At 72.3% G+C, this 25,792-nt stretch carries 23 protein-coding genes; 10 read left to right on the forward strand and 13 right to left on the reverse strand.

Features of this window, described 5'->3' with window-relative positions:
- Positions 1–24: 24 nt before the first annotated feature.
- From ACOOHC_RS00870 to ACOOHC_RS00880, 3 genes are all read left to right on the forward strand, one after another.
- Positions 25–1,650 carry a M1 family aminopeptidase gene (locus ACOOHC_RS00870; protein WP_420452121.1) on the forward strand — a complete coding sequence of 542 codons (1,626 nt, stop codon included), beginning with the start codon at positions 25–27 and terminating at the stop codon, positions 1,648–1,650.
- A 171-nt stretch (positions 1,651–1,821) separates the two neighbouring features.
- Positions 1,822–3,747: an ABC transporter substrate-binding protein gene (locus ACOOHC_RS00875; RefSeq protein ID WP_420452122.1), complete on the forward strand. Its 1,926-nt coding sequence runs from the start codon at positions 1,822–1,824 to the stop codon at positions 3,745–3,747.
- An 84-nt stretch (positions 3,748–3,831) separates the two neighbouring features.
- Positions 3,832–4,449 carry a copper resistance protein CopC gene (locus ACOOHC_RS00880; RefSeq protein ID WP_420452123.1) on the forward strand — a complete coding sequence of 206 codons (618 nt, stop codon included), beginning with the start codon at positions 3,832–3,834 and terminating at the stop codon, positions 4,447–4,449.
- On the opposite strand, the gene ACOOHC_RS00885 is transcribed toward ACOOHC_RS00880, so the two are convergent.
- The 8 genes from ACOOHC_RS00885 to ACOOHC_RS00920 form a co-directional block, all read right to left on the reverse strand.
- Positions 4,442–4,858 carry a response regulator transcription factor gene (locus ACOOHC_RS00885; protein WP_420452124.1) on the reverse strand — a complete coding sequence of 139 codons (417 nt, stop codon included), beginning with the start codon at positions 4,856–4,858 and terminating at the stop codon, positions 4,442–4,444. The two genes, ACOOHC_RS00880 and ACOOHC_RS00885, sit on opposite strands and share 8 nt — an antisense overlap.
- Before the next feature lie 81 nt (positions 4,859–4,939).
- On the reverse strand, positions 4,940–6,340 hold the full coding sequence (locus ACOOHC_RS00890; RefSeq protein ID WP_420452125.1) for an oligopeptide/dipeptide ABC transporter ATP-binding protein: 1,401 nt from the start codon (positions 6,338–6,340) through the stop codon (positions 4,940–4,942).
- Complete coding sequence (locus tag ACOOHC_RS00895) at positions 6,340–7,233, reverse strand: ABC transporter permease (protein ID WP_420452126.1); 894 nt, start codon at positions 7,231–7,233, stop codon at positions 6,340–6,342. Before ACOOHC_RS00895 ends, ACOOHC_RS00890 begins: the two co-directional genes overlap by 1 nt.
- A gap of 22 nt (positions 7,234–7,255) precedes the next feature.
- Positions 7,256–8,416 carry an ABC transporter permease gene (locus ACOOHC_RS00900; protein WP_420452127.1) on the reverse strand — a complete coding sequence of 387 codons (1,161 nt, stop codon included), beginning with the start codon at positions 8,414–8,416 and terminating at the stop codon, positions 7,256–7,258.
- A 70-nt stretch (positions 8,417–8,486) separates the two neighbouring features.
- Positions 8,487–9,635, reverse strand: a complete 1,149-nt coding sequence (locus tag ACOOHC_RS00905) for an ABC transporter ATP-binding protein (protein WP_420452128.1) — start codon at positions 9,633–9,635, stop codon at positions 8,487–8,489.
- A gap of 157 nt (positions 9,636–9,792) precedes the next feature.
- Positions 9,793–10,461, reverse strand: coding sequence for a tRNA (guanine(46)-N(7))-methyltransferase TrmB (trmB, locus tag ACOOHC_RS00910; protein ID WP_420452129.1), 669 nt, complete (start codon positions 10,459–10,461; stop codon positions 9,793–9,795).
- 34 nt (positions 10,462–10,495) lie between these two features.
- Positions 10,496–13,000 carry an MFS transporter gene (locus tag ACOOHC_RS00915; protein WP_420452130.1) on the reverse strand — a complete coding sequence of 835 codons (2,505 nt, stop codon included), beginning with the start codon at positions 12,998–13,000 and terminating at the stop codon, positions 10,496–10,498.
- Complete coding sequence (locus tag ACOOHC_RS00920) at positions 12,997–13,842, reverse strand: LppX_LprAFG lipoprotein (RefSeq protein WP_420452131.1); 846 nt, start codon at positions 13,840–13,842, stop codon at positions 12,997–12,999. The genes ACOOHC_RS00915 and ACOOHC_RS00920 overlap by 4 nt, the downstream gene beginning before the upstream one ends.
- A gap of 277 nt (positions 13,843–14,119) precedes the next feature.
- Between ACOOHC_RS00920 and ACOOHC_RS00925 the strand changes: the two genes are divergently transcribed.
- From ACOOHC_RS00925 to ACOOHC_RS00950, 6 genes are all read left to right on the forward strand, one after another.
- The gene (locus ACOOHC_RS00925; RefSeq protein ID WP_420452132.1) at positions 14,120–14,302 is read left to right on the forward strand and encodes a hypothetical protein; all 183 of its coding nucleotides are present in this window, start codon (positions 14,120–14,122) and stop codon (positions 14,300–14,302) included.
- Positions 14,303–14,458: 156 nt separating this feature from the next.
- A complete protein-coding gene (locus ACOOHC_RS00930; protein ID WP_420452133.1) occupies positions 14,459–15,031 on the forward strand; it encodes a CAP domain-containing protein in 573 nt (190 codons plus the stop codon).
- A 41-nt stretch (positions 15,032–15,072) separates the two neighbouring features.
- Positions 15,073–15,282, forward strand: a complete 210-nt coding sequence (locus ACOOHC_RS00935) for a hypothetical protein (protein WP_420452134.1) — start codon at positions 15,073–15,075, stop codon at positions 15,280–15,282.
- Between the two features lie 24 nt (positions 15,283–15,306).
- Positions 15,307–15,933, forward strand: coding sequence for a ribosome biogenesis GTP-binding protein YihA/YsxC (gene yihA, locus ACOOHC_RS00940; protein ID WP_420452135.1), 627 nt, complete (start codon positions 15,307–15,309; stop codon positions 15,931–15,933).
- Between the two features lie 134 nt (positions 15,934–16,067).
- Positions 16,068–17,225 (forward strand): beta-ketoacyl-ACP synthase III, encoded by a 1,158-nt coding sequence (locus tag ACOOHC_RS00945; protein WP_420452136.1) that lies wholly within the window; start codon positions 16,068–16,070, stop codon positions 17,223–17,225.
- A 196-nt stretch (positions 17,226–17,421) separates the two neighbouring features.
- Positions 17,422–17,982: a type 1 glutamine amidotransferase domain-containing protein gene (locus tag ACOOHC_RS00950; RefSeq protein WP_420452137.1), complete on the forward strand. Its 561-nt coding sequence runs from the start codon at positions 17,422–17,424 to the stop codon at positions 17,980–17,982.
- A 64-nt stretch (positions 17,983–18,046) separates the two neighbouring features.
- Here the strand turns inward: ACOOHC_RS00950 and ACOOHC_RS00955 are convergent, their stop codons facing one another.
- The 5 genes from ACOOHC_RS00955 to ACOOHC_RS00975 are packed head-to-tail and all read right to left on the reverse strand — an operon-like array spanning position 18,047 to position 23,903.
- Positions 18,047–19,357 carry a DUF2254 domain-containing protein gene (locus tag ACOOHC_RS00955; protein ID WP_420452138.1) on the reverse strand — a complete coding sequence of 437 codons (1,311 nt, stop codon included), beginning with the start codon at positions 19,355–19,357 and terminating at the stop codon, positions 18,047–18,049.
- Positions 19,358–19,404: 47 nt separating this feature from the next.
- Positions 19,405–20,244 (reverse strand): 3-oxoacyl-ACP reductase FabG, encoded by an 840-nt coding sequence (fabG, locus tag ACOOHC_RS00960; RefSeq protein ID WP_420452139.1) that lies wholly within the window; start codon positions 20,242–20,244, stop codon positions 19,405–19,407.
- 13 nt (positions 20,245–20,257) lie between these two features.
- Positions 20,258–22,060 carry a glycoside hydrolase family 15 protein gene (locus ACOOHC_RS00965; protein ID WP_420452140.1) on the reverse strand — a complete coding sequence of 601 codons (1,803 nt, stop codon included), beginning with the start codon at positions 22,058–22,060 and terminating at the stop codon, positions 20,258–20,260.
- On the reverse strand, positions 22,057–23,379 hold the full coding sequence (locus tag ACOOHC_RS00970; protein ID WP_420452141.1) for an NAD(P)/FAD-dependent oxidoreductase: 1,323 nt from the start codon (positions 23,377–23,379) through the stop codon (positions 22,057–22,059). The genes ACOOHC_RS00965 and ACOOHC_RS00970 overlap by 4 nt, the downstream gene beginning before the upstream one ends.
- A gap of 56 nt (positions 23,380–23,435) precedes the next feature.
- Complete coding sequence (locus ACOOHC_RS00975) at positions 23,436–23,903, reverse strand: polyketide cyclase (protein WP_420452142.1); 468 nt, start codon at positions 23,901–23,903, stop codon at positions 23,436–23,438.
- Between the two features lie 148 nt (positions 23,904–24,051).
- Here ACOOHC_RS00975 and ACOOHC_RS00980 point away from each other — a divergent pair, with 148 nt between their 5' ends.
- Complete coding sequence (locus tag ACOOHC_RS00980; protein WP_420452143.1) at positions 24,052–25,788, forward strand: N-acyl-D-amino-acid deacylase family protein; 1,737 nt, start codon at positions 24,052–24,054, stop codon at positions 25,786–25,788.
- Positions 25,789–25,792: the final 4 nt, after the last annotated feature.

Here is a 25,792-nt window from a genome sequence, read left to right on the forward strand (position 1 = left end):
CGCGCCCGCCGCTACGTTCGCTCCATGGCCCGCCGGTCGATCGCCACCTGGGTCGCGGCGGCCGCGCTCCTCGCATCGTGCGCTGCCGCGTCGGGGGACGCCGACGTGCGCGTGGCGCGCCGGGACCAGGTCGAGCTCACCCCGGCGACGCGGGGCGCGCCGGTCGAGCCGCCCGCCGCCGGGTCGTCGCCCGGTGGGCCCGATCCGTCCTCGCCCGGCACCGACCCGGCGCCGCCGCCCGTCGCCGACCCGGAGCCGCCCCGCGCACCGGAGCCCTCCTCGGACGTGGCCGCCGACCCGGATCGGGATCCTCGTGCGGTCCCCGAACCGGGTTCGGCGCCCGACGGCCCCGACGCCGGGGCGGCCGGCGTCGGTGACCCCTTCTACCCGTCGCGCGGCAACGGCGGCTACGACGTCGACGCGTACCTCATCGATCTCGACGTCTCCTCCGACCTCGAGCGGATCGAGGCGGTGACGACCATCTCGGCTCGGTCGACGCAGCGCCTCACGTCGTTCCACCTCGACCTCCACGGGCTCGAGATCGCACGGGTCAGCGTGGACGGCGCCGAGGCCGGCGTCGAGCGCGCCGGCGACGAGGTCGAGGTCACCCCCGAGCTCGCGATCGAGCCCGATCGCGACTTCGAGGTCGTCGTCGACTACTCGGGACGGCCGGAGGGGATCGTCGACCCGGCCGTGCCGATCACGAGCTCGGGGTGGAACGTGCGCGAGGGCGTCGTCTACGTCGCGTCGGAGCCGTCCGGGGCGTCGAGCTGGTTCCCGGGCAGCGACCACCCGAGCGACAAGGCGACGTTCGAGTTCGTCCTCACCCACGACGCGGACCTGACCGCCGTCGCGAACGGCGTCCTGGTCGCCGTCGAGCCGGACGGCGACCGCACCACGACGACGTGGGTGATGGACGACCCGATGGCCACCTACCTCGCCGCGATCTACATCGGCGACTTCGAGCTGCGCGCCTCGACGGGGAGCTCGGGCGTCCGCGTCCGCGACTACTTCCCTCCGGAGCGGGCGGACGAGCTCGAGCGCGCGTTCGCCGTCACGGACGACGCCCTCGTGTGGCTGGGCGAGTACCTCGACGCCCCGTACCCGTTCGACGAGTACGGCTCCGTGGTCGTGCCGTTCCCGCTCGGGTACGCGCTCGAGAACCAGACGGTGTCGTTGCACGGCCTCGACACGACGAGCGAGTCGATCATCGTCCACGAGATCGCGCACCAGTGGATCGGCGACTCGGTCACCGTCTCGGACTGGCAGGACATCTGGCTGCTGGAGGGGTCGGCCACCTACCTGTCCCACCTGTACCTCGACGACCGTGGCCGGCCGTCGCCGATCGACCCGGCCACGATGTACGACGCGCTCGAGGCGGCGCCGACCACGGGGCCCGCCGAGATCGAGCGCGGCGAGATGTTCTCCACGTCGGTCTACTTCCGGGGTGCGATGGCGCTGCACGCGCTGCGGGTCGAGGTGGGTGACGACGTGCTCCGCGAGGTGCTCGCGACGGCCTACGACCGCCACGCCGGCTCCGACATGAGCACCGAGGCGTTCCTCGCGGTGGTCGACGAGGTGTCGGGACCCGAGGCGGTCGGCGTCGTCGAGGGGTGGATCCTCGGGACCGCGCTCCCCCCCGAGCCCTGACGGCCGGGCAGCCCGGGCGGCCGTCCGAGGAGGTCACCTCCCGCCTCCCGTCCGTCTCTCCTGCGCCGACCACCCGCTGGTACGGTCACGGCGTCGGTGGCGGGCGTCACATCCCGGACCGAACGGCCCGCCCATCCGGGCGCCGGCCGAGGGATGACAAGGGGAGAGACAATGGGATCGAGAACGACCGGTTCACGACGTGGCGTCACGGCGACGCTGTCCGTCGCGATGATGCTCGCCGTCGCCGCGTGCGGCAGCGACGGCGGTGAGACCTCGTCGGGCGGCGACGACGGCGGGGAGGAGACGGTCGCGCCGAGCGGGTCCGAGGGATCCGGCTCCGTCGACTCCGGCTCCGTCGACACCAGCGACTCCGGCGGCGAGTCCGGCGGTGGATCGGACGGCGACTCGGGTGGCGGAGACGCCGGCGGCGTCTCCGACGAGGGCGAGCCCGTGCAGGGCGGCACCCTCGTCTACGGCATCGAGGCCGACACGGCGAACCTGTTCGCCCCGTACGCCACGAGCTACGCGACGGCCGGGTACGTCCTGCTCGCCTCGCTGACCGATCCGCTGTTCACGGCGACACCCGAGGGTGATCCGCTGCCGATCCTCGTCGAGGAGTACACGAACAACGAGGACTACACGGAGTGGACGTTCACGATCCGCGAGGGCATCTCGTTCCACGACGGCACGCCGCTCGACGGCGCGGCGGTCGAGTTCAACATGGAGTCCTGCCAGTACTCGCCGCTCACCGGCGCCGCGCTGACGTGGATCCAGGACATCTCGTCGTCCGGCCAGGACGTGACCATCGCGACGAACGGCCCCTACGTGGCCGCTCCCTACGGGTTCATGGAGCGCCAGTGCGGCTTCATGATGTCGCCCGAGTGGCTCGGCAGCCTGGCGGATGTGCCGCAGCGCACCGAGGGGTCGCCGATCTACGACGCCGACCTGGCGGCCACGCCGGCCGACGGGAACGCCCTCGAGCCGGTCGGCCTCGGAGCGTTCGTCTTCGAGTCGTACACCCCCGGCAACGGCAACTCGTTCATCGCCAACCGCAACGAGGACTACTGGCGTGGTCCCAACGGCATCACCGGTGAGGAGCTGCCGTACCTCGACGCGATCGAGGCCGTCCCGGCGGTCGACATCGACAGCCGCGCGAACGCGCTGCGCTCGGGCCAGTTCGACGCCATCCACACGTCGAATTCCGACACCATCTCGGAGTTCCTCGACGACGACGGGTTCGAGGCGATCACCTCGAGCCTCTTCGGCGACACGAACTACACGATGCTGAACGTCGCTGACGGCGAGCTCGACCCCGACGGCGTCAACGCGTCGAGCCCGCTGCTCAACGTCCACTGCCGCCGGGCGCTCGCCCACGCGACCGACAACCAGCGACTCGCCGACGAGCGCGGCGCCGGGATCGTCGAGGTGGCGAACGGTCCGTTCGGCGAGGGCCAGATCGGCTACCTGGAGGACAGCGGGTACCCGCAGTTCGACATCGACGCCGCGAACGAGGAGATGGACACCTGCCTCTCCGAGCTCGGCGTCGAGGTCGCCGAGTTCACCTTCAACACGACGAACGACCCGTTCAACGTCGAGACGAACACCCTCGTGGTGTCGATGTGGGACGAGGCGTTCGGCGACCGGGTGGACGCGACGATCACCCCGATCGAGCAGGGCCAGTACATCGGCCTCGCGCTGGTCGGGACGTTCAACGCCTTCGGATGGCGCAACCACGGAGGCATCGACCCGGCGACCCAGGCGTACTGGTGGGCCAGCACGTCGTCGTCACCGATCGGTGCGCTGGCGCTGAACTTCGGTCGCTTCCGCGACGAGGGGATCGACGCGGCGCTCCAGACGATCGCGACCGACCCGGACGAGGCCACCCGCCAGGAGGCGGCCGAGGAGATCAACCGGATCTTCGGCGAGCAGGTCTACAACCTGTGGTCGACGTGGACGATGTGGGGGGTCCTCGAGGCGCCCTACGTGAACGGCCTCGAGGCCAACGTCGCTCCCGACGGGACCGAGGGCGTGGGGCTGGCCTTCTCCGGCCGCCACCAGATGAACCAGCTGTGGTGCGACGGAGGCTCCTGCGAGTAGCACTCGTCCTCCACGACGACGCACGGCAGGGCGGGGTGCGCGCTCGGCGACCGCCGCGGTCGCCACCGCTACGCTGCGCGGCAGATGGGGTCGAGGCGAGCACCACGTGGACGGGTCACCGGCCCGAGCGCCCCGCCACGCCCGGGTGCCGTCTCGGCGATCGTCACGGCGATCGTCACGGCGACGGCGCTGCTCGTCGGGGCGACCCTGGCCGGCTCGGCGACCCCGGTCGCGGCGCACTCCGGGTTGGCGGCGGCGAGCCCCGGACCGGGCTCGGTGGTCGGCGGCGAGATCACCGAGGCGCGCCTGCTGTACGAGAGCATCGTCGTCGAGGCCCGCGGATCGGTCAGCGATCCCTCGGGCGCCGAGCTCGGTTCGGAGGTGGAGCTCGTGTCCGAGGTCGAGGTGCGGATCGTCCTCGACGAGGCGCTGACGGTTCCGGGGGAGCACGCCGTGCGCCACACCGTGCGCTCCGCCGACGGTGACGTGGTGGAGGCCGCGTACCTGTTCACCTACGAGCCGGGCGCGCCACCCCCGCTCCTGGAGTTCGTCGACTCCGACGACGGGGCCTGGTGGTGGCCGACCGTCGTCGTCGCCGCGGTCGGCGTCGCCGTCATCGGCGTCCTCGCCGCTCGGCTGATCGCGGCGACGCGCCGACGCGCCGCCGGCGACGTGCGCGACGGCGATCCGACCGTCAGCTGACGGCGACGAGGTCCATGAGCGCGAGCTCGAGCGGCGTCGAGCGTGCGGCGTCGAGGAGGACCTCGACGCGACGTGCGAGGTCGAGCAGGTTGAACGGCTTGACGACGTAGTCGTCGACCCCCGCCGCTCGACCGAGGCGCACGTCGGTGTCGGAGGCCTTGGCCGACATCAGCATCACCGGCAGGTGGGCGAGCTCGGGATCCGCGCGCATCGCGAGGAACATGTCGAGCCCCGACAGCCGCGGCATCATCCAGTCGGCGAGGACGAGGTCCGGCCGCTCCGCACGAGCCTGCTCGAGCCCGCGCTCACCGTCGTGCGCCACCACGACCTCGTGCCCGAGGCAGGCGAGCTTGAACTCGACCATCTCGCGGATGTCGCTGTCGTCCTCGACGACGAGGATCTTTCCCATGGCGGTGACCTCCTTGGTCGGCCCCGACCGTCCGGAGGGGCCGGCGAACGTCCACCAGGGTCGTGGCAGGAGGGGTGCGCGTCAGGTGGCCAGGGCGCCGTCGGCGGTGCCGTGGGCGCCGCCGACGGGAACGGAGCCGTCCTCGACCGGGAAGTGGCACGCCACGTAGTGGCCGCTCGCGAGCGGTCGGATCTGCGGCTCCTCCGTGGCGCACACGTCGCCGACGTTGGGGCAACGGGTGCGGAAGCGGCACCCCGACGGGGGGTCGATCGGTGACGGGAGCTCCCCGCCGAGGGTCGCCGACGCCCGCGGGTCGATCGACGGGTCGGTGGCGGGGATCGCGCTCAGCAGGCGGTTCGTGTACGGGTGGCGCGGCGAACCGAAGAGCCGGTCGGGTGACGCGACCTCGCAGATCTTGCCGAGGTACATCACCACGACGCGATCGGAGACGTTCTTCACCACGGCGAGATCGTGGGCGATGAAGATCAACGAGACCCCGTACTTGGCCTTGATGTCCTCGAGCAGGTTGAGGACCTGGGCCTGGACGGAGACGTCGAGGGCGGACACCGGCTCGTCGCAGATGATCACCTTCGGGTCGAGGATCAGGGCGCGGGCGATGGAGATGCGCTGCGCCTGTCCGCCGGAGAACTCGTGGGGGCGTCGGTCCATCGCCGCCTCGGGGTCGATGCCGACGTCGTCGAGGACCTGGCGCACCCGCTCGGCCGTCTCCGCCTCGAACTGCGGCCGGGCCCGTCGGATGCGCAGCGCACGCGGGATCGACGCGAACGGCATCGCCAGGGTGAGCACGGCCCAGACCGCTCCCGTGACGACGAACATCGCGACGATCGGTGCCGCCGCGACGAGGGCCGCGATCATCACGATCGTGCCGATCGTCTGGACGATGCCGCCGTCGCGCATCCCGTCGGCGTCCACCGACCCGAACGCGGTCGACCCGACCCACAGGATCAGCCCGGCGAAGAACGCGACCAGGATCGGCAGCATCGCCTTGCGCACGAAGGGGTGGCGCCAGAGCTTGAGCATCCAGGGGACGTAGCGCTCCCACGCCTCGATCACCGGGGAGCGGTCGAACGACTCGAGCCAGCGGACCTTCAACGGATCCGCGACGACGTCGCGGATCTTGAGCCGGGGGTTGAGCGAGGAGACCGCGTCCTGGAAGATCATCTGCATCCGGCCGCGGACGTCGCGCAGCTCCTCGGCGCTGAGGCTCGACAGATCCACCCCGTCGAGCTGCACCGTCCCCGAGGTCGGCGGGGGGACGCGCATGATCGCCTTGCCCGTCGACGACTTGCCGCACCCGGATTCGCCGACGATCCCGAGGGTCTCGCGGTTGGCCAGGTCGAAGCTGACGTCGGTGACGGCGTGGACCCGGCCCCGCTTGGTCGGGAACTCGACCACGAGGTGGTCGACCCCGAGGACGATGCCGGGCTCGTCGCGCAGGTGGGCGGTTCCGCTGCCGGCCATCAGATGCCGCTCTCACGGACGTCGAAGCGGGTCCGCAGCTCGTCGCCCACGAAGTTCAGGGCCAGGATCGTCAGGAACATGAACAACGCCGGGAAGAGCACCATGTGCGGAGCTCGATCGAGCTGCGATCGGCCGTTCTGGATCATGATCCCCCAGCTCACCCCGCTGACGTCGCCGATCCCGAAGAACGCGAGGGCGGCTTCGATGATGATCAGCGCGGCGAGGAGCACGAAGGCGAACGACACCAGCGCGGAGACGATGTTCGGGAGGATGTCGCGGCGCAGGATGCGCATGTTGCGTGCGCCCAGGGTGCGCGAGGCGACGACGAAGTCGCGGTCGGACCACGCCATCGTCTGGGCTCGGGTGACGCGTGCGATGGTCGGCACCGTGAGGATCGCGAGCGCGATCGTCGCCCACACCGTCTGACGGGTCGGCGACGCCTCGCCGGGAGGGGCGAGGAACGAGATGAGCGCCAGCAGGAGCACCAGGCCGGGGATGGCGAGCAGGACGTTGAGGATCGCGATGATCACCGAGTCGAGCGCCTTGCGGTAGTAGCCGGCCACCATCCCCACCGCGGCGCCGATGACGAGCCCGAGGACGGTCGCGACCGTGGCGACCGCGAGCGAGCGGCGAGCACCGAAGATCGTCCGGCTGAACACGTCGTGGCCGATGTTGTCGGCGCCGAACCAGTGGTCGGCCGACGGGCCGCTGCGCGACACCCCGCGGAAGGTCTCGTTCGGATCCTTCAGCGGGAGGAGATCGGCGAAGACGGCGCCGAGCACGAGCGCCGCCAGCCAGGCGACGGACGCCCAGAACCAGAACCCGAGGCGGTGGCGCTGGTAGACGCGCTCCTCGGGCTCGGCGTCGGGCACCTCGGCGGGCTGGACGCCCACCGAGGAGGCTTGGTCTTCTGCATCAAGAACGGACATGGCGCACCCGGGGGTCGAGGACTGCGTACAGGAGGTCGACGAGGAAGTTGATCAGGATGAACCCGATCGCGATGACGACCACGATCCCCTGGACGACCAGGAAGTCCTTCTGGAAGATCGCGGTGCCGATGGCGGTCCCGAGACCCGGCAGGGTGAAGATCGTCTCGATCACGAGCGTCCCCCCGATCAGAGTCGCTGTGTTCACCCCGAACACGGTCATCAGGGTGAACGACGAGGGTCGCAGGGCGTGGACCCACAGGATCCGCCGGTCGGAGACGCCCTTCGCCTTGGCGGTGGTGATGTAGGTGTCCTGCAGGGTGGTGATCATGTCGGCGCGCAGGACGCGCATGTAGGCCGCGGCCTGGCCGAGCGCGAGCGAGATCGCGGGGAGCGCCATGTGCTGGAAGTGCTCCACCCAGTTCTGGCCGAACGGGACGTAGCGCGACGCGGGCAGCACCTCGGTGCCGGCCTGCCACCCGAAGATCGACAGGCCACCGACCGCGAAGAACAGGATGAGCACCACGGCGAGCACGAAGTTCGGGATCGACAGCGCGGCGAGCGCCGCGGTGCTCGCGACCCGGTCGCCGCGCCGGTTCGCCCGGTAGGCGGCGTACATCCCCATCGGGATCGCCAGCACGAGCGCCAGGAGCTGGGCGTAGAGCATCAGCTGGAGGGTCACGGGGATGGCGCTCGAGATCGCCGCCGAGACGTCCTGGTTCTGGATCGGGGACCGCCCGAAGTCGCCGCGCACGGCGTCGCTCAGCCACAGCAGGTAGCGCTGGTGGAGCGGCTGGTCGAGGTGGAACTCCTCGACGATGCCCGCGACGCCGGCCTCGGTCGCCCCGGGCCCCAGCAGGTTGAACGCCAGGTCGCGCGTGTCGCCGCGACCGTTCTGGAGGAAGAACGTGAAGGCCGTGACGAGGACCAGGGTGGGGATCACCACCAGCAGCTGGCGCAGCACGTACGCGCCGTTGACGAAGGCCGCGCCCGCCACGATCAGGGCGAACGCGAGGAGGAACGTGAGCAGCATCGGCAGCCCGGCGAACCCCCCGACGACCAGCACCAGCAGCGCCGCGACCATCGAGATCCGTCCCGGGTTGTCCGTGACGGAGCTCAGCGGCGTCCTGCGCCGTCCTCTCGATGCCATCGTCGGTCCTCCTCGCTCCGTGTCGTCGTGTCGTGTGTTCGTGCGGTGGTCGTGCGCTCGGGCGGGCGCCTCAGCCGGCATCGGGGCCCATCATCGCGGCCGAGGTGTCGGGGGGGCCGCTCGGGGCGTCGAGCAGCACCATCGACTGGGGAAGCCGGCGCTCGAGGTTGGCCTCGAGGGCGGCGGCGTTCTCGGGGGTGCCGAGGGGGGCGTGGCACGCGAAGCGGTGACCGTCGCCGCCGGGATCGACCAGCGGGGGCTCCTCGACCAGGCAGCGGTCGTGGACGTAGGGGCATCGCGCCGCGAACGGGCACCCGTCCGGCGGGTCCACCAGATCCGGCGGTCGGCCGACGATCACCCGCAGCCGGGTGTGGCTCGGGTTCTCGACCCGCGGGATCGAGCGCAGCAGCGCCTCGGTGTAGGGGTGGCGCATCCGCGAGAAGAGCACCTTCGTCGGCGCCTGCTCGACGATGCGGCCCGCGTACATCACGGCGATCTCGTCGGTGCGCCCGGCGACGACGCCGAGGTCGTGGGTGACCAGGACCATCGCCATCTGGCGGTCGTTCTGCTGGTCCTGGAGCAGGTTCAGGATCTCGGCCTGGACCGTCACGTCGAGGGCGGTGGTCGGCTCGTCGGCGAAGAGCAGCCGGGGCCCGCAGGCCAGCGCCAGGGCGATCATGACCCGCTGGCGCATCCCGCCCGAGAGCTGGTGCGGGTACTCGTCGAAGCGTCGCTCGGGTTCGGGGATGTTGGTCGAGCGCAGGAGGGCGACGGCGGTCTCCCACGCCTCGCCGCGACCCATGCGCAGGTGCTGGCGCAGCGGTTCGGTGATCTGCTTGCCGATGGTCATCACCGGGTTGAGCGAGCTCATCGGATCCTGGAACACCATCGCGAGCTCGACGCCCGACAACTTGCGCATCTGCTTCGAGTCGAGATCCATCAGCTCGCGCCCCGCGAAGGTGATCCGCCCGCTGCGCACGACGTTCTCCTGGGGCAGCAGGTTCATGATCGACCGGGCGAAGATCGTCTTGCCGGAACCCGATTCACCGACCACGCCGAGCGCGGTCCCCTTGCGCACCGTCAGGGTGACCCCGTCGACGGCCCGGACCCGGCCCCTCGGGGTGAGGAAGTGGGTGCGCAGGTCCTCGACGTCGAGCAGCGGCTCGGCGTCGTTCCCGGCGGTCTGCTCCGTCGGAGCCGTCGACGCCCGCGCGCTCACGTCGGCTCCCGCCGCGCACGGGGGCCCTCGACCGCCCCCGCACCCGAGTATGACGTCGGACACGTCCCCACGCCGGCGAACGTAACAGCGTCGGGACGCCGAAGTCCGATCGGAGGCTCACCGAGGTCCGCCCGTCGTCGCGACGGGCGGACCCGGGTCACGGCGTGCGGCGGTACACGAGGTCGGTGACCGTGCGTCCCGCGTCGAGCCCGCGGCGCTCGAAGCGGGTGATCGGCCGCGCCGGGGGTCGCTCGACGACGCCCCCCGCCAGGCGGGGCTCGTCGTCGCAGACGGAGCGCATCAGCCGGGCGTAGTCGGCCACGTCGGTCGCGAGGTGGAGCTCGGCCCCGACCCGCATGCGGTCGGTGAGCGCGCCCACGACGTCGGCGCGCACCAGCCGACGGTGGTGCTGGCGGGTCTTGGGCCAGGGGTCGGGGAAGTAGATCCGCACCCCGTCGAGGGTCTCGGCCCCGATCCGCGCGAGGAGGGCGATCACGTCGCCGTGGACGACGCGGACGTGGGGGAGCGGGTCGTTCTCGACGGCGTCGAGCACCGTGACGACGCCGGGATCGTGCACCTCGACCCCGATGACGTCGACGGAGGGGTCGGCGCGCGCCATCTGGATCGTCGACTCGCCGTGGCCGAACCCGATGTCGAGCACCACCCCCCGGCCCGACGGGCGCTCGGGGCCGAACACCTCGTCGAAGTCGAGCGGGGGCCCGTCGAGGTCGATGCACCAGCGCTCGGACCAGCTCTCGAGCTCTCGTCGGCGCTTGGTCGACAGCCCGCGCCGGCGCACCTTGAACGTGAGCGCCGGTCGGCGCACGGACCGCGCCGACGGGGGATCGACGGGGGGACCGTCAGCCGCCGGTGAGCCCACCGAGGCCCTCCTGGAAGGCGCGCAGCCCCTCGGCGAGCGTCTGCGCCAGGGTGTCGAGCTCGGTGCCGGACACGTCGATCGCGATCGGCACGTCGAGTCGGATCGGCACGTCGACCTCGATCGGGACGGACTCGTCGATCGGGATGTCGACGACGAGGTCGATCGGCACCTCGATGTCGACGGGGACGGTGATGTCGAGGGGCACGTCCACGCCGAACGGCCCGGCGACGGTGATCGTGGTGTCGATCTCCTCCTGGATCGGGATCGACGTCCGGATCGGCACGGTCACCGTCCGCTCCAGCTCGAACGTCTCGCTGATCGAGACCGTCTGGTCGATCGGGACCGTGAACTCGATCGACGACGCGCCGAACTCCTCGAGTCCGGTGATCGCCTGGTCGAGACCGTCGCCGATCGAGGGGCCGAGGCCGTCGACCGTCTCGACGAACCCGTTCACCTGAGCGGCGAACAGCGCGGCGCCCGCCTCGACGCGCGCGAGGTCGTCGCGGGTGGTGTCGAGCTCGGAGCGCGCGGACTCGACGCGTGCCAGCAGGACGAGCGAGAGCACGAGCGAACCGATCAGCCCGAGCCCGAGCGCCGCCAGGACGGCGCCGAGGTGATCGCCCACCCGACCGCCCCGTGCGTGGTGGCGGGGGGTGGTCGTCGAGTCGTCGGTCGCGCTCGCGCTCGCGGTCGGTTCGGTCGCGTCGTCGCCGGGGCCGGTCGGGTCGGAGGCGGCCGCGCCGGGGGAGCCGGGCTCGGGCGGTGCGGGGCTGGGGGAGCTGGGCATGGAGGCGGTCCTCGCGGGGATGGGTGCGGTCGGGGCGGGTGCTCGGGTGGGTGGTGGGGTGGGCGGTGGGCCATCGTCGTCGGGTGCCGCGGGCGCGAGCTCGCCGTCGCCGTCGCCGTCGTCCGCCCGGTCGTCGGCGCGTCGCACGAGGGCGAGGCTCAGCACGAGCCCGACGCCGAGCGCGACGGCGCTCGCGAGGAAGGTGTCGGCGATCGACTGCGCGGTCAGGCGCTCGGTGGCCGCCGTCAGCGCGTCGCGGAAGCCGGGATCGTCGATCGGGGGCAGCTCGATGTCGGCGCGCAGCGCCTCGAACCGAGCGAGCCCCCACGCGGTCAGCGCCGAGAGCCCGACGCTGAGGCCGATCATGCGCACGACGATCACGATCGCCGCGGCCGCGCCACGCTCGTCGGGATCGGCTCGGTCGACGACGGCCGAGGTCGTCGGCGCGATCGTGAGGCCGATGCCCGCTCCGAGGAGGGCGAGCTGGAGGGCGAGGAGGGGGTGGGGGGTGGCGGCGTCCCACGTCGTGCCCATCGCGACGTAGGCGGCCAGCGCGGCCACGAGCCCGATCACGATCGGCGGGCCCCACCACGTGCGCTCCGTGAGGCGCCCGCCGAGGTACGACGTGAGCGCCATCGATGCGGTCAGCGCGGACAGGACCCACCCCGACACCACCGCCGCCCGCTCGAGGTCGACCTCGACCGCGTTGACGAACAGGGGGACGTCGACCATCGCGATGACGAGGGCCGCGCCGACGACGAAGTTGACGACGAGGGCCACGCGCACGCCGCGGCCGCGGAACAGGTCGACGTCGACGACCGGGCGACCACCGGCCCGACGCAGCCGTCGCTGCTGGAGCACCAGGGCGACGGCGGCGACGGCCGCGACGACGTGCAGCCAGCGGAGATCGGTGCCGCCGCCGCCGGTCAGCTCGTCGAGGCCGCGCACGCTCTGCACCTCGGCCGATCCGAGGAGCGCGAGGTTGAGCGCGACGAGCACGGTCGTGAGCAGCGCCGCACCGACCCAGTCGACGCGGGTGGCGCGCCGGGGGCGCTCGTGGCCGTCGAGGGCCCACCAGACCGCGGCGGCTCCGATGATCGCGAGGGGGACGTTCAGCCAGAACTGCCACCTCCACCCGACGAAGCGCACCAGCATCGCGCCGTACAGCGGACCCCACACCCAGCCGAGGGTCTCGATCGCGCCGAGCGCGCCGAGCGCTCGCGTCCGCCGGTGCTCGGCGTACACGTCGCCGACCACGGCGAGCGCGACCGGCACCATCGCGCCGCCTCCGAGGGCGGTGAGCACCCGACCGACCAGCAGCGGCCCGAGCGAGTCCGACAGCGGGATCCAGATCGTGCCGACGCCGAACACGGCGTACGCCGCCAGGAAGGTGCGGCGACGTCCGATCACGTCGCTGATGCGACCCGCGACGGGCATCACCGCGACGAACGCGATGAGGTAGGCGTTGACGATCCACGCCGCGTCGTCGAGGCCGTCGGGCAGCGACAACCCGACGTCGCGGATCATCGGCCGCAGCATCGTCGACACGACGGTCAGGTCGTCGGCGGCGACGAACACGCTGAACCCGACGGCGAGCAGCACCGTGCGCGCCGAGCTCGGAGCTCGTCGCGCCGGCGAGCCGCGCCCGGTGTCGTCGTCGGGCGGTCCGGCGACCTCCGCCGCGACCTCCTCGGTCACGTCTCGACGCCCTCGGGGGGTCCGATGTCGAACTCCTCGCCGTACCCGCTCAGCTCGAGCACCCAGGTCACGGCGCCGTCGGGGACCTGGGTGGTGAACTCCGCCGAGCGGACCTCCCCGGTGACGGGCTGGATCCAGAAGTCCATCTCGACCTCCTGTCCGCGAACGAGGCGCGCGGTGATCGTCTCGACCTGCTCGGCCGGGGCGGTCCCCGTCACGTGGTACCGCTGCCCCCCGCCGCGCTCCTCGGAGCCGACGAGCTCGACGTCGTCGAGGCTCTCCATCAGCGGGCGCCACCCGTCCTCGGGGTCGAAGAACAGCGACGGGTCGATGTCGTAGCCGGGGGGCAGGGTCTCGAAGCGCCCGGTGATCGGGTTCGACAGCCACACCTCGTCGTCGATCGCGACCGCGCCGAGCTCGGTCGCGAGGTCGCCGGCGACCTCCACCTCGAGCAGGGCGCGCGCCGAGCGGGGCACGGTGAACTCGCCGGCCGCGGTGCTCAACGACACCGCTTCGGCCGGATCGATGAACACCGGGGCACCGCCGCGCTCGAGGCGGAAGCGGACGCTGGTGGTGTCGCCCATCGCCTGGGCGGACGCGGCCACGATCTGCTCGGCGTCGGCGGGGATCGTCGGCTCGGTGGGCTCCTCGGCCTCCCCCTCGTCACCGGAGCAGGCGGCGACCGCCAGCGCGCCCGCCGCCAGCGACACGACGATGCGACGGGTCGTCGACCGACGCAGCGGTCCGGCGCCCGGCCGCTCCCCTCCGACGCGGATCCCGTTCGCCCGGTGGCCGGCGCGGTGGTCGTCGTTCGCCCTCTGGTGGTCGTCGTGGTGGCTCATCGCGGTCCCGTCTCTGCGTCGGAGCCCGTCGCGGGTGCACGACCGGGCGCGCCCCACGGCGTGGGCGGCCCCCCTGTCGGATCGTCGCCGACCCGTCCCGGGCACGCTCGACGCTATTGCGTCGCCCGCCGTCCTGCGACCGCGGGTCCCCGCCCGCACCGCCGACCTCGGGGCCGATGCGCCGTGGAGAGCGGCGGGCGCTCCCCACGCCCGCCGAGCGCGCCGACCCACCGCGCCGGTCGACCGGCGGGTGCGGGCCGAGCCGTGGCGTGCCGGCGTGCGAGACGCACCCGGCGCCAGCTCACCACCGCTGCTGGAGGCGGGGACGTACCTGATGAAGGCCGCCGGGCCGCTGGTGCTCGGAGCGCGGCGCATCCCGGTCGCCGTACAGCGACTCGTCGACCTCCTGCCCGCGGCGCGCGCCGGCCCGGCTCGTGCGCCCTCCGTCATCTCGTTGTAACGTTCTTCGCACGATCGTCATGATCCCACGCCGTCGGGTCGGCGCGCGCTCCGGGTGACGATCCGGGTGCGGTCCGCACCCGGCACCGACAAGGTCTCGTCTCGTCGACCGGCTCGCGCTGGGGCCGAGCCGCACCGCTGCCGAAGGAGTGATCCGATGAAGAAGCTGCTGCCGCTCGTCCTCACGGTCGCGGTGCTGGCACCGGCCGGTGGGGTGGCCGGCGCCCCGTCGCTCGATCTCGCGGAGTCCGCCGGAGCGCACCGCAGCGCCCGCCGCGTCGGGGACCCCTCGGCGACGGAGGGCACGACCCCGCCGCCTCCGTCGAGCGACGAGGGAGGATCCGGCGCGACCCTCGCGGAGGTGCTCGCGCTCACAAACGACCACCGGCGCGCCCACGGCCTGACCCCCCTGCGCATCGACGTGAGCCTCGCGGCGGCCGCCGACCGCCACTCGCGCGACCAGGCCGCATGCGAGCGGATGTCCCACACCGGCTCGGACGGCTCCAGCGCCGGCGATCGGATCGCGCGGGCCGGGTACCGGTGGCGGCGGTGGGCGGAGAACGTCGCGTACGGCTACCGCACCCCCGAAGCGGTCGTGGGCGGGTGGATGTCGAGCCCCGGGCACCGGGCCAACATCCTCAGCCGCCACACGACCGAGGTCGGTGTCGGCGTCGCCGAGTCCGCGTCGGGGCGTGCCTACTGGACGCAGGTGTTCGCGACCCCCGCCTGAGCCGTCGCGACGTCGCGACGTCGCGCCGTACGCTCGTCGTCGTGTTCCTGGGTGACGACCTCCTCGGCTACCTGGTGCTCGCCTTCGGCGGCGCGCTGTTCGTCGGCAACGTCCTCGCCGTCGTCGCTCCTCCCGGGCGCCAGCTCGACGACACCAACCTCGAGCGCGCCCCGGTCGTGCGCAGCCTCGCGTTCGCCGCGATCGGGCTCGTCGCCGCGATCTGGGCGATCGCATCGCTGGTGACGTCGTGAGGGTGACGTCGTGAGGGTGCCGTCGTGAGCCCCCCGCTGCAGCTCACCTTCGTCGAGTCGGCGTCGCGCGCCTCCACCCTGCCGGAGTCACCCGCGGAGGTCGCCTTCGTGGGGCGGTCGAACGTCGGCAAGTCGTCGCTGATCAACGCGCTGGCCAACCGGCGCCAGCTCGCTCGGGTGTCCAACACCCCGGGTCGGACCCAGCTGATCAACCTGTTCCGCCTCGACGACGGTCGGCGCGGAGGCGGCGCACCGGTGGCCGGCGACGAGCCGGTCGGGACCGTCGTCGACCTCCCCGGCTACGGCTACGCCAAGGCGGCGAAGAAGGTGCGCGAGGGGTGGGGGCCGATGATCGAGGGCTACCTGCTCGAGCGCGAGGAGCTGGCGATGGTGTTCGTCCTCGTCGACGGCGCGATCGGCCCGACCTCGCTCGACACCTCGATGCTCGACTGGCTGCGCTACAACACCGTGCCGCACACCGTCGTGGCGACGAAGCTCGACAAGGTCAAGTCGTCGAAGCGGGCGACGCGCCGGCGCGAGCTCGCGGCGGGCTGCCGGCTCGATCCCGACGACGTGGTGTGGACGTCGACGTCGTCGGGCGACGGCATCGACCGCGTGCGCTCGGCGGTTCGGATGCACCTCGTCGACTGAGCACCTCGTCGACCGAGCGCCCTCGTCGACCGAGCGCCTCGTCGACCGAGCGCCTCGTCGACGGACGGGGCGGAGCCGAGCGCCGGCACCGCCCACGTGCGCCCGCCGAGCGGGCGTGGCGTAGCGTCGCGGCCATGGATCCCGCCACCGGTGTCGCCGTCTCGATCACGGGGACGGGTCTGTTCACGCCTCCGGAGTCGATCAGCAACGAGGAGCTGGCCGCCTCGCTCACCGAGTCGGTGCAGAGGTGGAACGCGCAGCACGCCACCGAGATCGACGCCGGGACGCTGCGCGCCCGCGACGTCCCCGACACCGAGTTCATCGAGAAGGCCTCGGGGATCGCGTCACGCCACGTGATGGAGAAGTCCGGCGTGCTCGACCCGGCGCGGATGCGCCCCCACCTCCCGCTGCGCGCCGAGGACGAGCTCGGGGTGCAGGCCGAGATGGCGATGCCCGCCGTCCACGAGGCGCTGGCGCAGGCGGGTCGCGCTCCCACCGACGTCGACGCGGTGATCGTCGGGTGCTCCAACCTGCAGCGCGCCTACCCCGCCGTCGCGATCGAGATCCAGGACCAGCTCGGTGCGGGCGGATGGGCGTTCGACATGAACGTGGCGTGCTCGTCCGCCACGTTCTCGATCCAGAGCGCGATCGACGCGCTGCGCAACGCGAGCGCGTCGTGCGTGCTCGTCGTGAACCCCGAGATCACCTCCGGGCACAACAACTTCGAGCTGCGCGACCACCACTTCATCTTCGGTGACGCGTGCACGGCGGTGGTGCTCGAGCGCACCGACGACGCGGCCCCGGCCGGCGAGGGACCGGGGCGGGCCGTGCGCTGGGACGTGCTCGGGACGAAGCTCGCGACGAGGTTCTCGAACAACATCCGCAACGACTTCGGCTTCCTGAACGCCTCCGAGGACGGTGAGCGCGATCCGCACGAGCTGGTCTTCCGCCAGAACGGCCAGTCGGTGTTCAAGGAGGTGTGCCCGCTGGTGGTGCGCCACATCACCGACCACCTCGACCAGGTCGGGGTCGACGCCGGGGAGGTGCGCCGGTTCTGGTTGCACCAGGCCAACCTCAAGATGAACCAGCTCATCGCGAAGGGCGTGCTGGGCCGGGTGCCCGATGCGGACGAGGCTCCCGTCATCCTCGACGAGTACGCGAACACCTCCTCGGCGGGGTCCGTCATCGCCTTCCACCGCCACCGCGACGACCTCGTCGCCGACGACCTCGGGGTGATCTGCTCGTTCGGCGCGGGCTACTCGGTGGGCAGCGTCGTCGTCCGGCGCGCCTGATCGCGGCCGGTCACCCCGGCCGGCGCACGTCGGGGGTCGATCTCGACGTGCGCGCGACGGCCCGCGGCGGGCGTGCTCGGTGGCGACGTGGCGGGGCAGCTCCACGGCACGTGCATGGCGAGCGGCGTGGGCGGGTATCGATCGGTCGAGCGACGACGGCGTCGCACCCGACGAACCGACGAACGGAGACCACACCATGGCGAACGAGCTGGACGGCAAGCAGATCGCGTTCCTGACCGCGAACGAGGGGGTCGAGCAGGTCGAGCTGACCGAGCCCTGGAAGGCGGTCGAGGAGGCCGGGGGGACGCCGGTCCTCGTCTCGATCGAGAAGGGCCAGGTCCAGGGGTTCAACCACCTGACCGAGGCCGACACCTTCGACGCGACCCTCGCCGCCGGCGACGCGAACGTCGCCGACTACGACGGGCTCGTCCTCCCCGGCGGGGTGGCGAACCCCGACCAGCTGCGCGCCGACGACGCTTCCGTGGCCTTCGCCTCGGCGTTCTTCGAGGCCGGCAAGCCGGTCGCCGCGATCTGCCACGCGCCGTGGACCCTGGTCGAGGCGGGGGTCGTCTCGGGGCGCACCCTGACGAGCTGGCCGAGCCTGCGCACCGACATCTCCAACGCCGGCGGATCGTGGGTCGACCAGGAGGTGTGCGTCTGCACCGACGGGCCGAACCACCTGATCACGAGCCGCAACCCCGATGACATCCCGGCGTTCAACGAGAAGCTCGTGGCCGAGTTCTCGCGCAACGGCTGACCCCGCCACGACGCCCGCCGGCCGCCTCACGGGTGTCCGGCGGGCGTCGTCGCGCTCGGGCGGATCAGAGCCCGTGGCGCGCCGACGTGCGCGGGGGCGCCCGGTGGTCGAACCAGCTGAGCACCTCGTCGCGAGCGCGCGCGAGCTCCTCGCGGTCGAGCTCCAGCTCGATCCCGGAGCCGTCCGAGCAGCGGATCACGAGATCGCGCAGGATCGGTTCGTGCTCCGGTGACACGGCGCTCGCCACGTCGCGCAGCATCGTGACCAGGCGCAGCAGGACCGTCGGCTCGTGCGCCCCGTAGCGACGGAGCTGCGACGTCGCCAGCGACGCCAGCTCGGCGAAGGAGACCACCGGGATGATCAGTCGCTCCACGTCCCCGTCGCGCCAGGCACGGTCCCCGAGCGGGATCTCGTCGAGGGCGACCAGCACGTCGGCCAGGTGGTCGACCGCTTGGGCCGCGGTGTACGGATCGTTGATCGACGGGGACATGGCCTTCACCGACATGTCGACCAGCTGCCGCAGCCCCAGGCCGACGTCGTGGTGCATGGTGCGCTCCTCGCCGATCTGCAGGTGGTCGGCGATCTGGTGGTCGATGTCGTCGGGGACGCCGCCCTCGACCTCCGACGCCCACCACCAGGCGACCAGGGCGCCGCGCGTGGTGGGCTGGCCGACCTGGACGACGTAGCGGATCACGAGATCGTGCTCGGCGGCGAAGCTCACGAGCGGGTGGATGGCGATCTGCTGGACGTACCCCGAGCGCTCGGCGACGACCGGCCGGGCGTGCGGGGGCGGGGCGGCGTCCGCCGTCCGCGAGGCCTCACCGGTCGAGGTCCACGTCCCGAGGCGCTGCGTCGCGCCGTTCGTCTCCTCGACCACCGAGTGCATGATCGACTCGACTCGGATCGACTGGCTCACGTGGTTGAAGAAGTACGCGATCACGATGACCCCGACGAGGACGAGCACGAACGCCGACGTGACCGCCAGCCGCGCCGTCTCGTCACCGGCCTGGACGATCAGGGTGACGATGTACCCGCTCGACCCGACGAACAGCGCGAGCACGGCCTGCGTGGTCCCGTCCCGCACGAAGTTGCGCAGCAGACGGGGCGAGAACTGGCTCGACGCCGTCTGCAGGGCGACGATCGTCAGCGACGACACGACGCTCGACGCCGTGACGAGGGCCGCGAGCACCGTCGCGAGGACCGAGCGGACCTCGTCGGGGGCCATCGACACCAGCACGCCGTCGAGCGCGGGTTCCCACGACGCCCCGACCGTCGCGAGCACGTGGGCGACCACGACGGAGGCCATCGCGGTGAGGACGGGCCAGAACCACAGGTTCTGGCGGACGCGCTCGACCAGGGGCTGCCACCACAGCACGACGTCAGCCCCCCGCTCCGACGGTCGCCCGCGCCGACGGCGTCGGGTCAGCCGCCACGTTCGAAGCTCGGGTACAGGGTCATCCCGCCGTCGACGAACACGGTCGACCCCGTCACGTAGGAGGCCCGGTCCGACACCAGGTCGGCGACCACCGTGGCCACGTCGGAGGGGTCCCCGATGCGCTCCATCGGGATCTTGTCGAGCATGTCGCGCCGCTCCGCGGGGGTGTCGCGGGCATCGGCGTTGATCGTCGTCGCGATCGCGCCGGGCGCGACGCCGAGCACGCGGACCCCGTGCGGCGCGGCCTCCATCGCGAGCGTCTTGGCGAGCATCGCGGCGCCGGCCTTCGAGGCCGCGTAGGCGCTGCGACCGTGCCAGGGGATCACCTCGTGGACCGACGAGATGAACACGATCACGCCCCGCCCCGCGGGGATCATCCGCTGCAGGGCCGCTCGCGCGCACAGGAAGGTGCCGACGAGGTCGATCTCGACGACCCGGCGCCACGACTCCACGTCGACCGACCACGCCTCCTCGCGCTCGCCCTCGACGCCGGCGTTGCAGACGACGATCTCGAGGCCCGACCAACGGGAGTCGACGGCGTCGAAGAGCGCGTCCACCGCCGCCGGGTCGGAGATGTCGGCGTCGATGGCGAACCCGTCGGATCCGGCGGCGACGACGCGCTCGACCACCTCGGCGGCCCCCTCGGCGTCGTCGAGGTGGTTGACCGCGACGTGCGCGCCGCAGGTGGCGAGCTCGGTCGCGATCGCGGCGCCGATGCCGGTGCTGGCGCCGGTGACCAGCGCCCGGCGATCACGCAGGGGGGAGCCGGTCGCCCCGGGGTCGGGATCGGGGTCGGGGGCGTCGTCGTGGTGGTGGTCGGTCGTCATCGCTCGCCCCGTGTCATCCGTCGTCTCGCAGTCGTGTCGCCGCGGTGATCAGGCCGAGGTGGGTGAACGCCTGGGGGTAGTTGCCCAGCATCTCCCCCGCCTCGACGTCGTACTCCTCGGCGAACAGGTCGAGGTCGTTGCCGACGTCGAGCAGGGCCTCGAACAGCGTGCGCGCCTCGTCGGCGCGGCCCTGCATCACGAGCACCTCGACGAGCCAGAACGAGCACAGCAGGAACGTGCCCTCGCCCGTGCCGCCGTCGCCGGAGAACCGCCGGAGGAACCCGTGCGGGCCCTCGCCGAGCTCGTCGCGCAGGGCGTCGACGGTCGCGACCATCCGCGGATCGTCGGCCTCGACGAAGCCGACGAGCGCGAGCTTCAGCAGGCTGGCGTCGAGCCCGCTCGTGCCGTACGCCTGGACGAACCGCTCCCCGTCGTCGTCGACGCCGCGCTGCTCGATCTCGGCGCGCAGGCGCTTGCGCTCGCGGTGCCAGCGCTCGAGGGTGTCCCGGTCGCACTCGTAGCCGCCCTCCTCGGCCAGGTGCAGCCCGCGGTCGAGCGCCACCCACACCATCACCTTGGAGTGGACGTGGTGCCGTGGCTCGTCGCGCAGCTCCCAGATCCCGGCGTCGGGATCGTCGACCGCGCAGATCGCCTGTTCGACGACCGAGCGCAGGAACGCCCACTCGTCCGCGTCGATCGAACCCGCCCCGCGCGAGTCCCACAGGTGGGCTGCGTCGAGCAGGTAGCCGTACACGTCGAGCTGCGTCTGCCCGGCCGCCGCGTTGCCGACCCGCACGGGGGTCGAGTCCCGCCACCCGGCGAGGTCGATCTCGTACTCGGTGAGGCGCCGCTCGCCGTAGCACCCGTACATGATCTGCAGCTCGTCGCCGCGCCCCGCCGCCGACCGCAGGACGAAGTCGCGGAAGCCCTGCGCCACCTCGGGGTGCCCGACCTCGTCGAGGGCGCCGATCGTCAGCGTCGCGTCGCGGACCCAGCAGTAGCGGTAGTCCCAGTTCGCCTCGCCGCCGACGATCTCGGGCAGCGAGGTGGTGGGAGCGGCGACGATCGCCCCCGTCGGTGCGCACGTCAGCGCCTTGAGCACCATCGCGGAGCGCTCGACCTGGGCGCCGTAGGGGCCCTGCGCGCACGTCGACGACGACCACTCGCGCCACCACTCGATCGTGCTGGCGAGGTGCTCGTCGACGCGGTCGAAGTCGGCCTGGTCGGGGTCCACGTGGTGGGCCGGCTGGGCGACCATCTCGACGGTGAGCTCCTCGCCCTCCGTCAGCCGTCGTCGTCCGGCCAGCCGCGCCGCGTCGCGATCGATCGCCAGTTCGAGGGCGGCCGAGATCACCAGCGCGTCGTCGCCGCCGACGGCGGTGTAGCACCCCGGCGCGCCCGAGCGCAGCCACGGGTGCATGCTGCCGTAGTCGAAGCGCACGTCGATCACGACCTCGACCTCGACCTCGCCGGCGGTGCAGCGCGCCCGGCGCAGGACGTGGGTCTGGGGGTCCGAGGCACCTCCCTCGCGCATCGCGAAGGCGTCGGTCAGCACGATCACGCCGCTCCCGGTGGTGAGCGTCGTCTCGAGGACCATCGTCCCGGGCAGGTACCGCCGCGACCGCTCGGTGATCGTCGCCACCGGCCGCAACGAGGCGAACCCGCCGCGGTCGTGGTCGAGGAGCCGGGCGAACGCGCTCCCGCTGTCGAAGCGGCGCAGGCAGGCCCAGTCGATCGACCCCTCCGTGCTGACGAGGGCGGTGGAGTGGCAGTCCGAGAGCAGGGCGTAGTCGCCGATCGGGCGCGACGGGCTCATCCGGGGGCTCCACCGTCGCCGGAGGTGTCGTGGGGCTCCAGCTCGCGATCGACGGAGACCGCGCCCCCCGAGAGCAGCCGGCTGGGGCGGTCGGAGGTGACGTAGTTCCAGCACCAGTTGACGAAGACCACCAGGCGGTTGCGGAAGCCGATCAGGTACACGAGGTGCAGCACCAGCCACCCGACCCAGCCGATCAGCCCGCCGAGGTGGATGCCTCCGGGGAGATCCGCCACCGCGCTGTGTCGCCCGATCGTGGCCATCGACCCCCGGTCGGAGTAGGTGAACGGCACCGTCGAGCGCCCGTCGAGGCGACGCTCGATCTGCTCGGCGACGTGCCGCCCGCCCTGGATCGCGGGTTGCGCGACCTGGGGGAGCACGTCGCCGTCGACGCCCTCGACGGCGGCAACGTCGCCGATCGCGAACACGTCGTCGACGCCGGTGACCGAGAGGTCGGCGTCGACCGGGATGCGCCCGGCGCCCGTGAGCTCGACGCCGAGCGAGCGTGCGACCGGGTGCGCCTCGACCCCGGCGGCCCAGATGATCGTCCCCGCGGCGACGCGGGTCCCGTCGTCGAGCACCACCCCGTCCGCCTCGACGCGCTCGACTCCCGAGCCCGTGCGCACCTCCACCCCGAGCGCCTCCAGGGTGTCGCGCGCCCGGCGCGACGACACCTCGCTGAACGGCGACAGGACCCGGTCGGCCATCTCGATCACGTGGACGCGCGCGTCGTCGACGGCCAGTTCGGGGAAGTCGTCGGCGAGGACGTTCGCGAACAGCTCGGCCACCCCCCCGGCCATCTCGACGCCGGTCGGGCCGCCGCCCACGATCGCCACGTCCAGCGCGCCCTCGACGAGGTCGCTCGGTCGTCGTGCGGCGCTCTCGAACGTCGAGATCAGGTGCCGGTTCACGGCGAGGGCGTCGTCGAGCGACTTCAGCGGGAACGCGTGGCGGTCGACGCCGTCGACGCCGAAGTCGGCCGACACGGCGCCGGCGGCGACGACGAGGGTGTCGTACCCGATCTCGACCTCCCCGTCGGTGGTGAGGATCTTCGCCGCGGTGTCGATGTCGACGACCGTGGCCATCACCGCGTCGACCGTCGACGTGCGCGATCGGGGGAAGATGCTGCGCACCGGGTGGGCGACGTCGTCGGCCGACAGCCCGGCGGTCGCCACCTGGTAGAGCAGCGGCTGGAACGTGTGGAAGTTGTTGGAGTCGACGACCGTGATGCGGACCGGTGCGTCGCGCAGCGCCCGGATCACGTTGAGCCCGCCGAAGCCGGCTCCGATCACCACCACGTGGTGATCGGAGCCGCTGCGCACGGGGTCACGGTCGGCGTCGGGTTCCGGGGTGCGTCGCCGCCGCGCCCGGCGGACGCTCACTCCCCGGAGGCGACGGAGGCGAGCTTGCCGAGCGACTCCTCGAGCTGGTCCTCGGTGACGAGCGGGAACCCGACCTTCTCGAGGAGGTCCTGGTCGTCGACGTCGCCCCAGTCGTAGGTGAGGCGGACGTCGGTGGAGTCCGAGCCCTGGGAGTCGAGCATCCAGAGCCACTCCCACCCGGGGGGTTTGGTGCCCGCGGGCGCCGTCTTCCACCCGACCATGCGGTTGTCGTCGAGGGCGCTGACCACGTTGTCCGTCTGGTAGTCGCCGCCCATGTGATCGCCGTTCATGTTCATCGTGAACACCTGGCCGACCTCGTTGAGCCGGTCGCCGTGCTCGATGCCCCGCACGAACCCGGAGGTGTCGAGATCCTCGTGGCGGTGCGGGTTCGTGAGGATGTCGAACAGCTCCTTCGACGACGCGGGGATGGTCCGTTCGACCGTGATGGAGGTGGTGTCGCTCATGCCGACCCGGGTACCCCCGGAGCCCTCGGGGCACACATCGACGTGACGCACGGCGGCCATCGTTCCCGAGGGTCCCGATCCGTGGCCCGCGGGCCGATCCGGGGGCTCCACGTGGGACGACGACGCCGGATCGTGGGAACATGTTCACATGAGCGAGTTCGACCTGGTGGTCCGTGGTGGCAGCGTCGTGGACGGGACGGGGTCCGCGGCGAGATCCGCCGACGTCGCGGTCCGTGACGGCGTCGTCGTGGAGGTCGGCCGGGTGACCGGTTCGGCCGATCGCGAGATCGACGCGGACGGGGCGCTCGTGATCCCCGGCATCGTCGACATCCACGCCCACTACGACGGGCAGGCGACCTGGGAGGAGCGGATGCAGCCCTCCTCGTGGCACGGCGTCACCACCGTCGTGATGGGCAACTGCGGGGTCGGCTTCGCGCCGGTGGCCGACGACGACCACGACACCCTCATCGAGCTGATGGAGGGGGTGGAGGACATCCCCGGTGCCGCGCTCCACGAGGGTCTGTCGTGGAACTGGAACTCGTTCGCCGAGTTCATGGACGCCGTCGACGCGCGCCCCCACGACGTCGACGTCGCCGCCCAGGTCCCCCACGGCGCCCTGCGGCTCAACGTGATGGGCGAGCGGGGAGCGAACCACGAGGACGCGACCCCCGACGACATCGCCGCGATGGCCGAGCTCGCCCGGGCGGGGATCGAGGCGGGAGCGCTCGGGTTCACCACCAGCCGCACCCGCAACCACAAGACGTCGAGGGGTGCCTACACCCCGACGCTCACCGCCGCCCCCGACGAGCTGATCGGCATCGCGGAGGGCGTCGGCGCGGCCGGGACCGGGGTCCTGCAGGTCGTGTCGGACTTCCTCGACGTCGACGACGAGTTCGCGACCCTGCGGAAGATGGTCGAGCGCTCCGGGCGACCGCTGTCGATCTCGGTCGCGCGCAACCCGATGCTGCCCGACCACTTCCGCACGATCCTCGATCGCATCAGCGCGGCGAACGCCGACGGGCTGCAGATGACCGGCCAGGTCGCGGCGCGCGCCGTCGGCCTCATCCTCGGCCTCGAGCTCACCCTCAACCCGTTCCTGACCAACGACGTGTACCGCGAGATCGCCGATCGTCCGCTCGCCGAGCGGGTGGCGGCGCTGCGCGACCCCGAGCGGCGCGAGCGGCTGCTCGCTCGCCACCGCGAGCGCGCGTCCGGCGAGCGCGACAAGCTCGGCGGCTCGCTGGTGACCAAGTTCGAGCTGCTCTTCGAGATGGGCCCCGAGCCCGACTACGAACCGTCACCGTCCGACTCGATCGCGGCGCGAGCCGAGCGCGACGGGACCACACCCGCCGAGCTCGCCCTCGACGTGATGCTCTCCGACGACGGGCGCGGCATGCTCTACCTGCCCTTCCTCAACTACGTCGACGGGAACCTCGACGGGTGCGCGGAGATGCTGTCGCACCCGCACACGGTGCCCGGCCTGGGCGACGGCGGCGCTCACGTCGGCACGATCTGCGACGGCAGCTTCCCGACGACGCTGCTGCAGTGGTGGGGTCGCGACCGCGAGCGCGGCACCCTCGAGGTGCCGTTCCTGGTGCAGCGCCACTGCCAGGGCACCGCGCGCACGGTCGGCCTGCTGGACCGCGGCGTGCTCGCGCCGGGGTACCGCGCCGACCTCAACGTCGTCGACTTCGACGGCCTCCGGCTCCACCGACCCGAGGTGGCCCACGACCTGCCCGCCGGGGGGCGGCGACTCCTGCAGCGCGCCGACGGGTGGTTGCACACCGTCGTCGCCGGCGAGGAGACGTACCGCAGCGGCCAGGAGACCGATGCCCTCCCGGGCCGTCTGGTGCGGGGCGCCACGCCGGCGCCGGCGGGGCGGTGACCGC

The organism is Ilumatobacter sp., assembly GCF_965215205.1.
Lineage (GTDB): Bacteria > Actinomycetota > Acidimicrobiia > Acidimicrobiales > Ilumatobacteraceae > Ilumatobacter_A.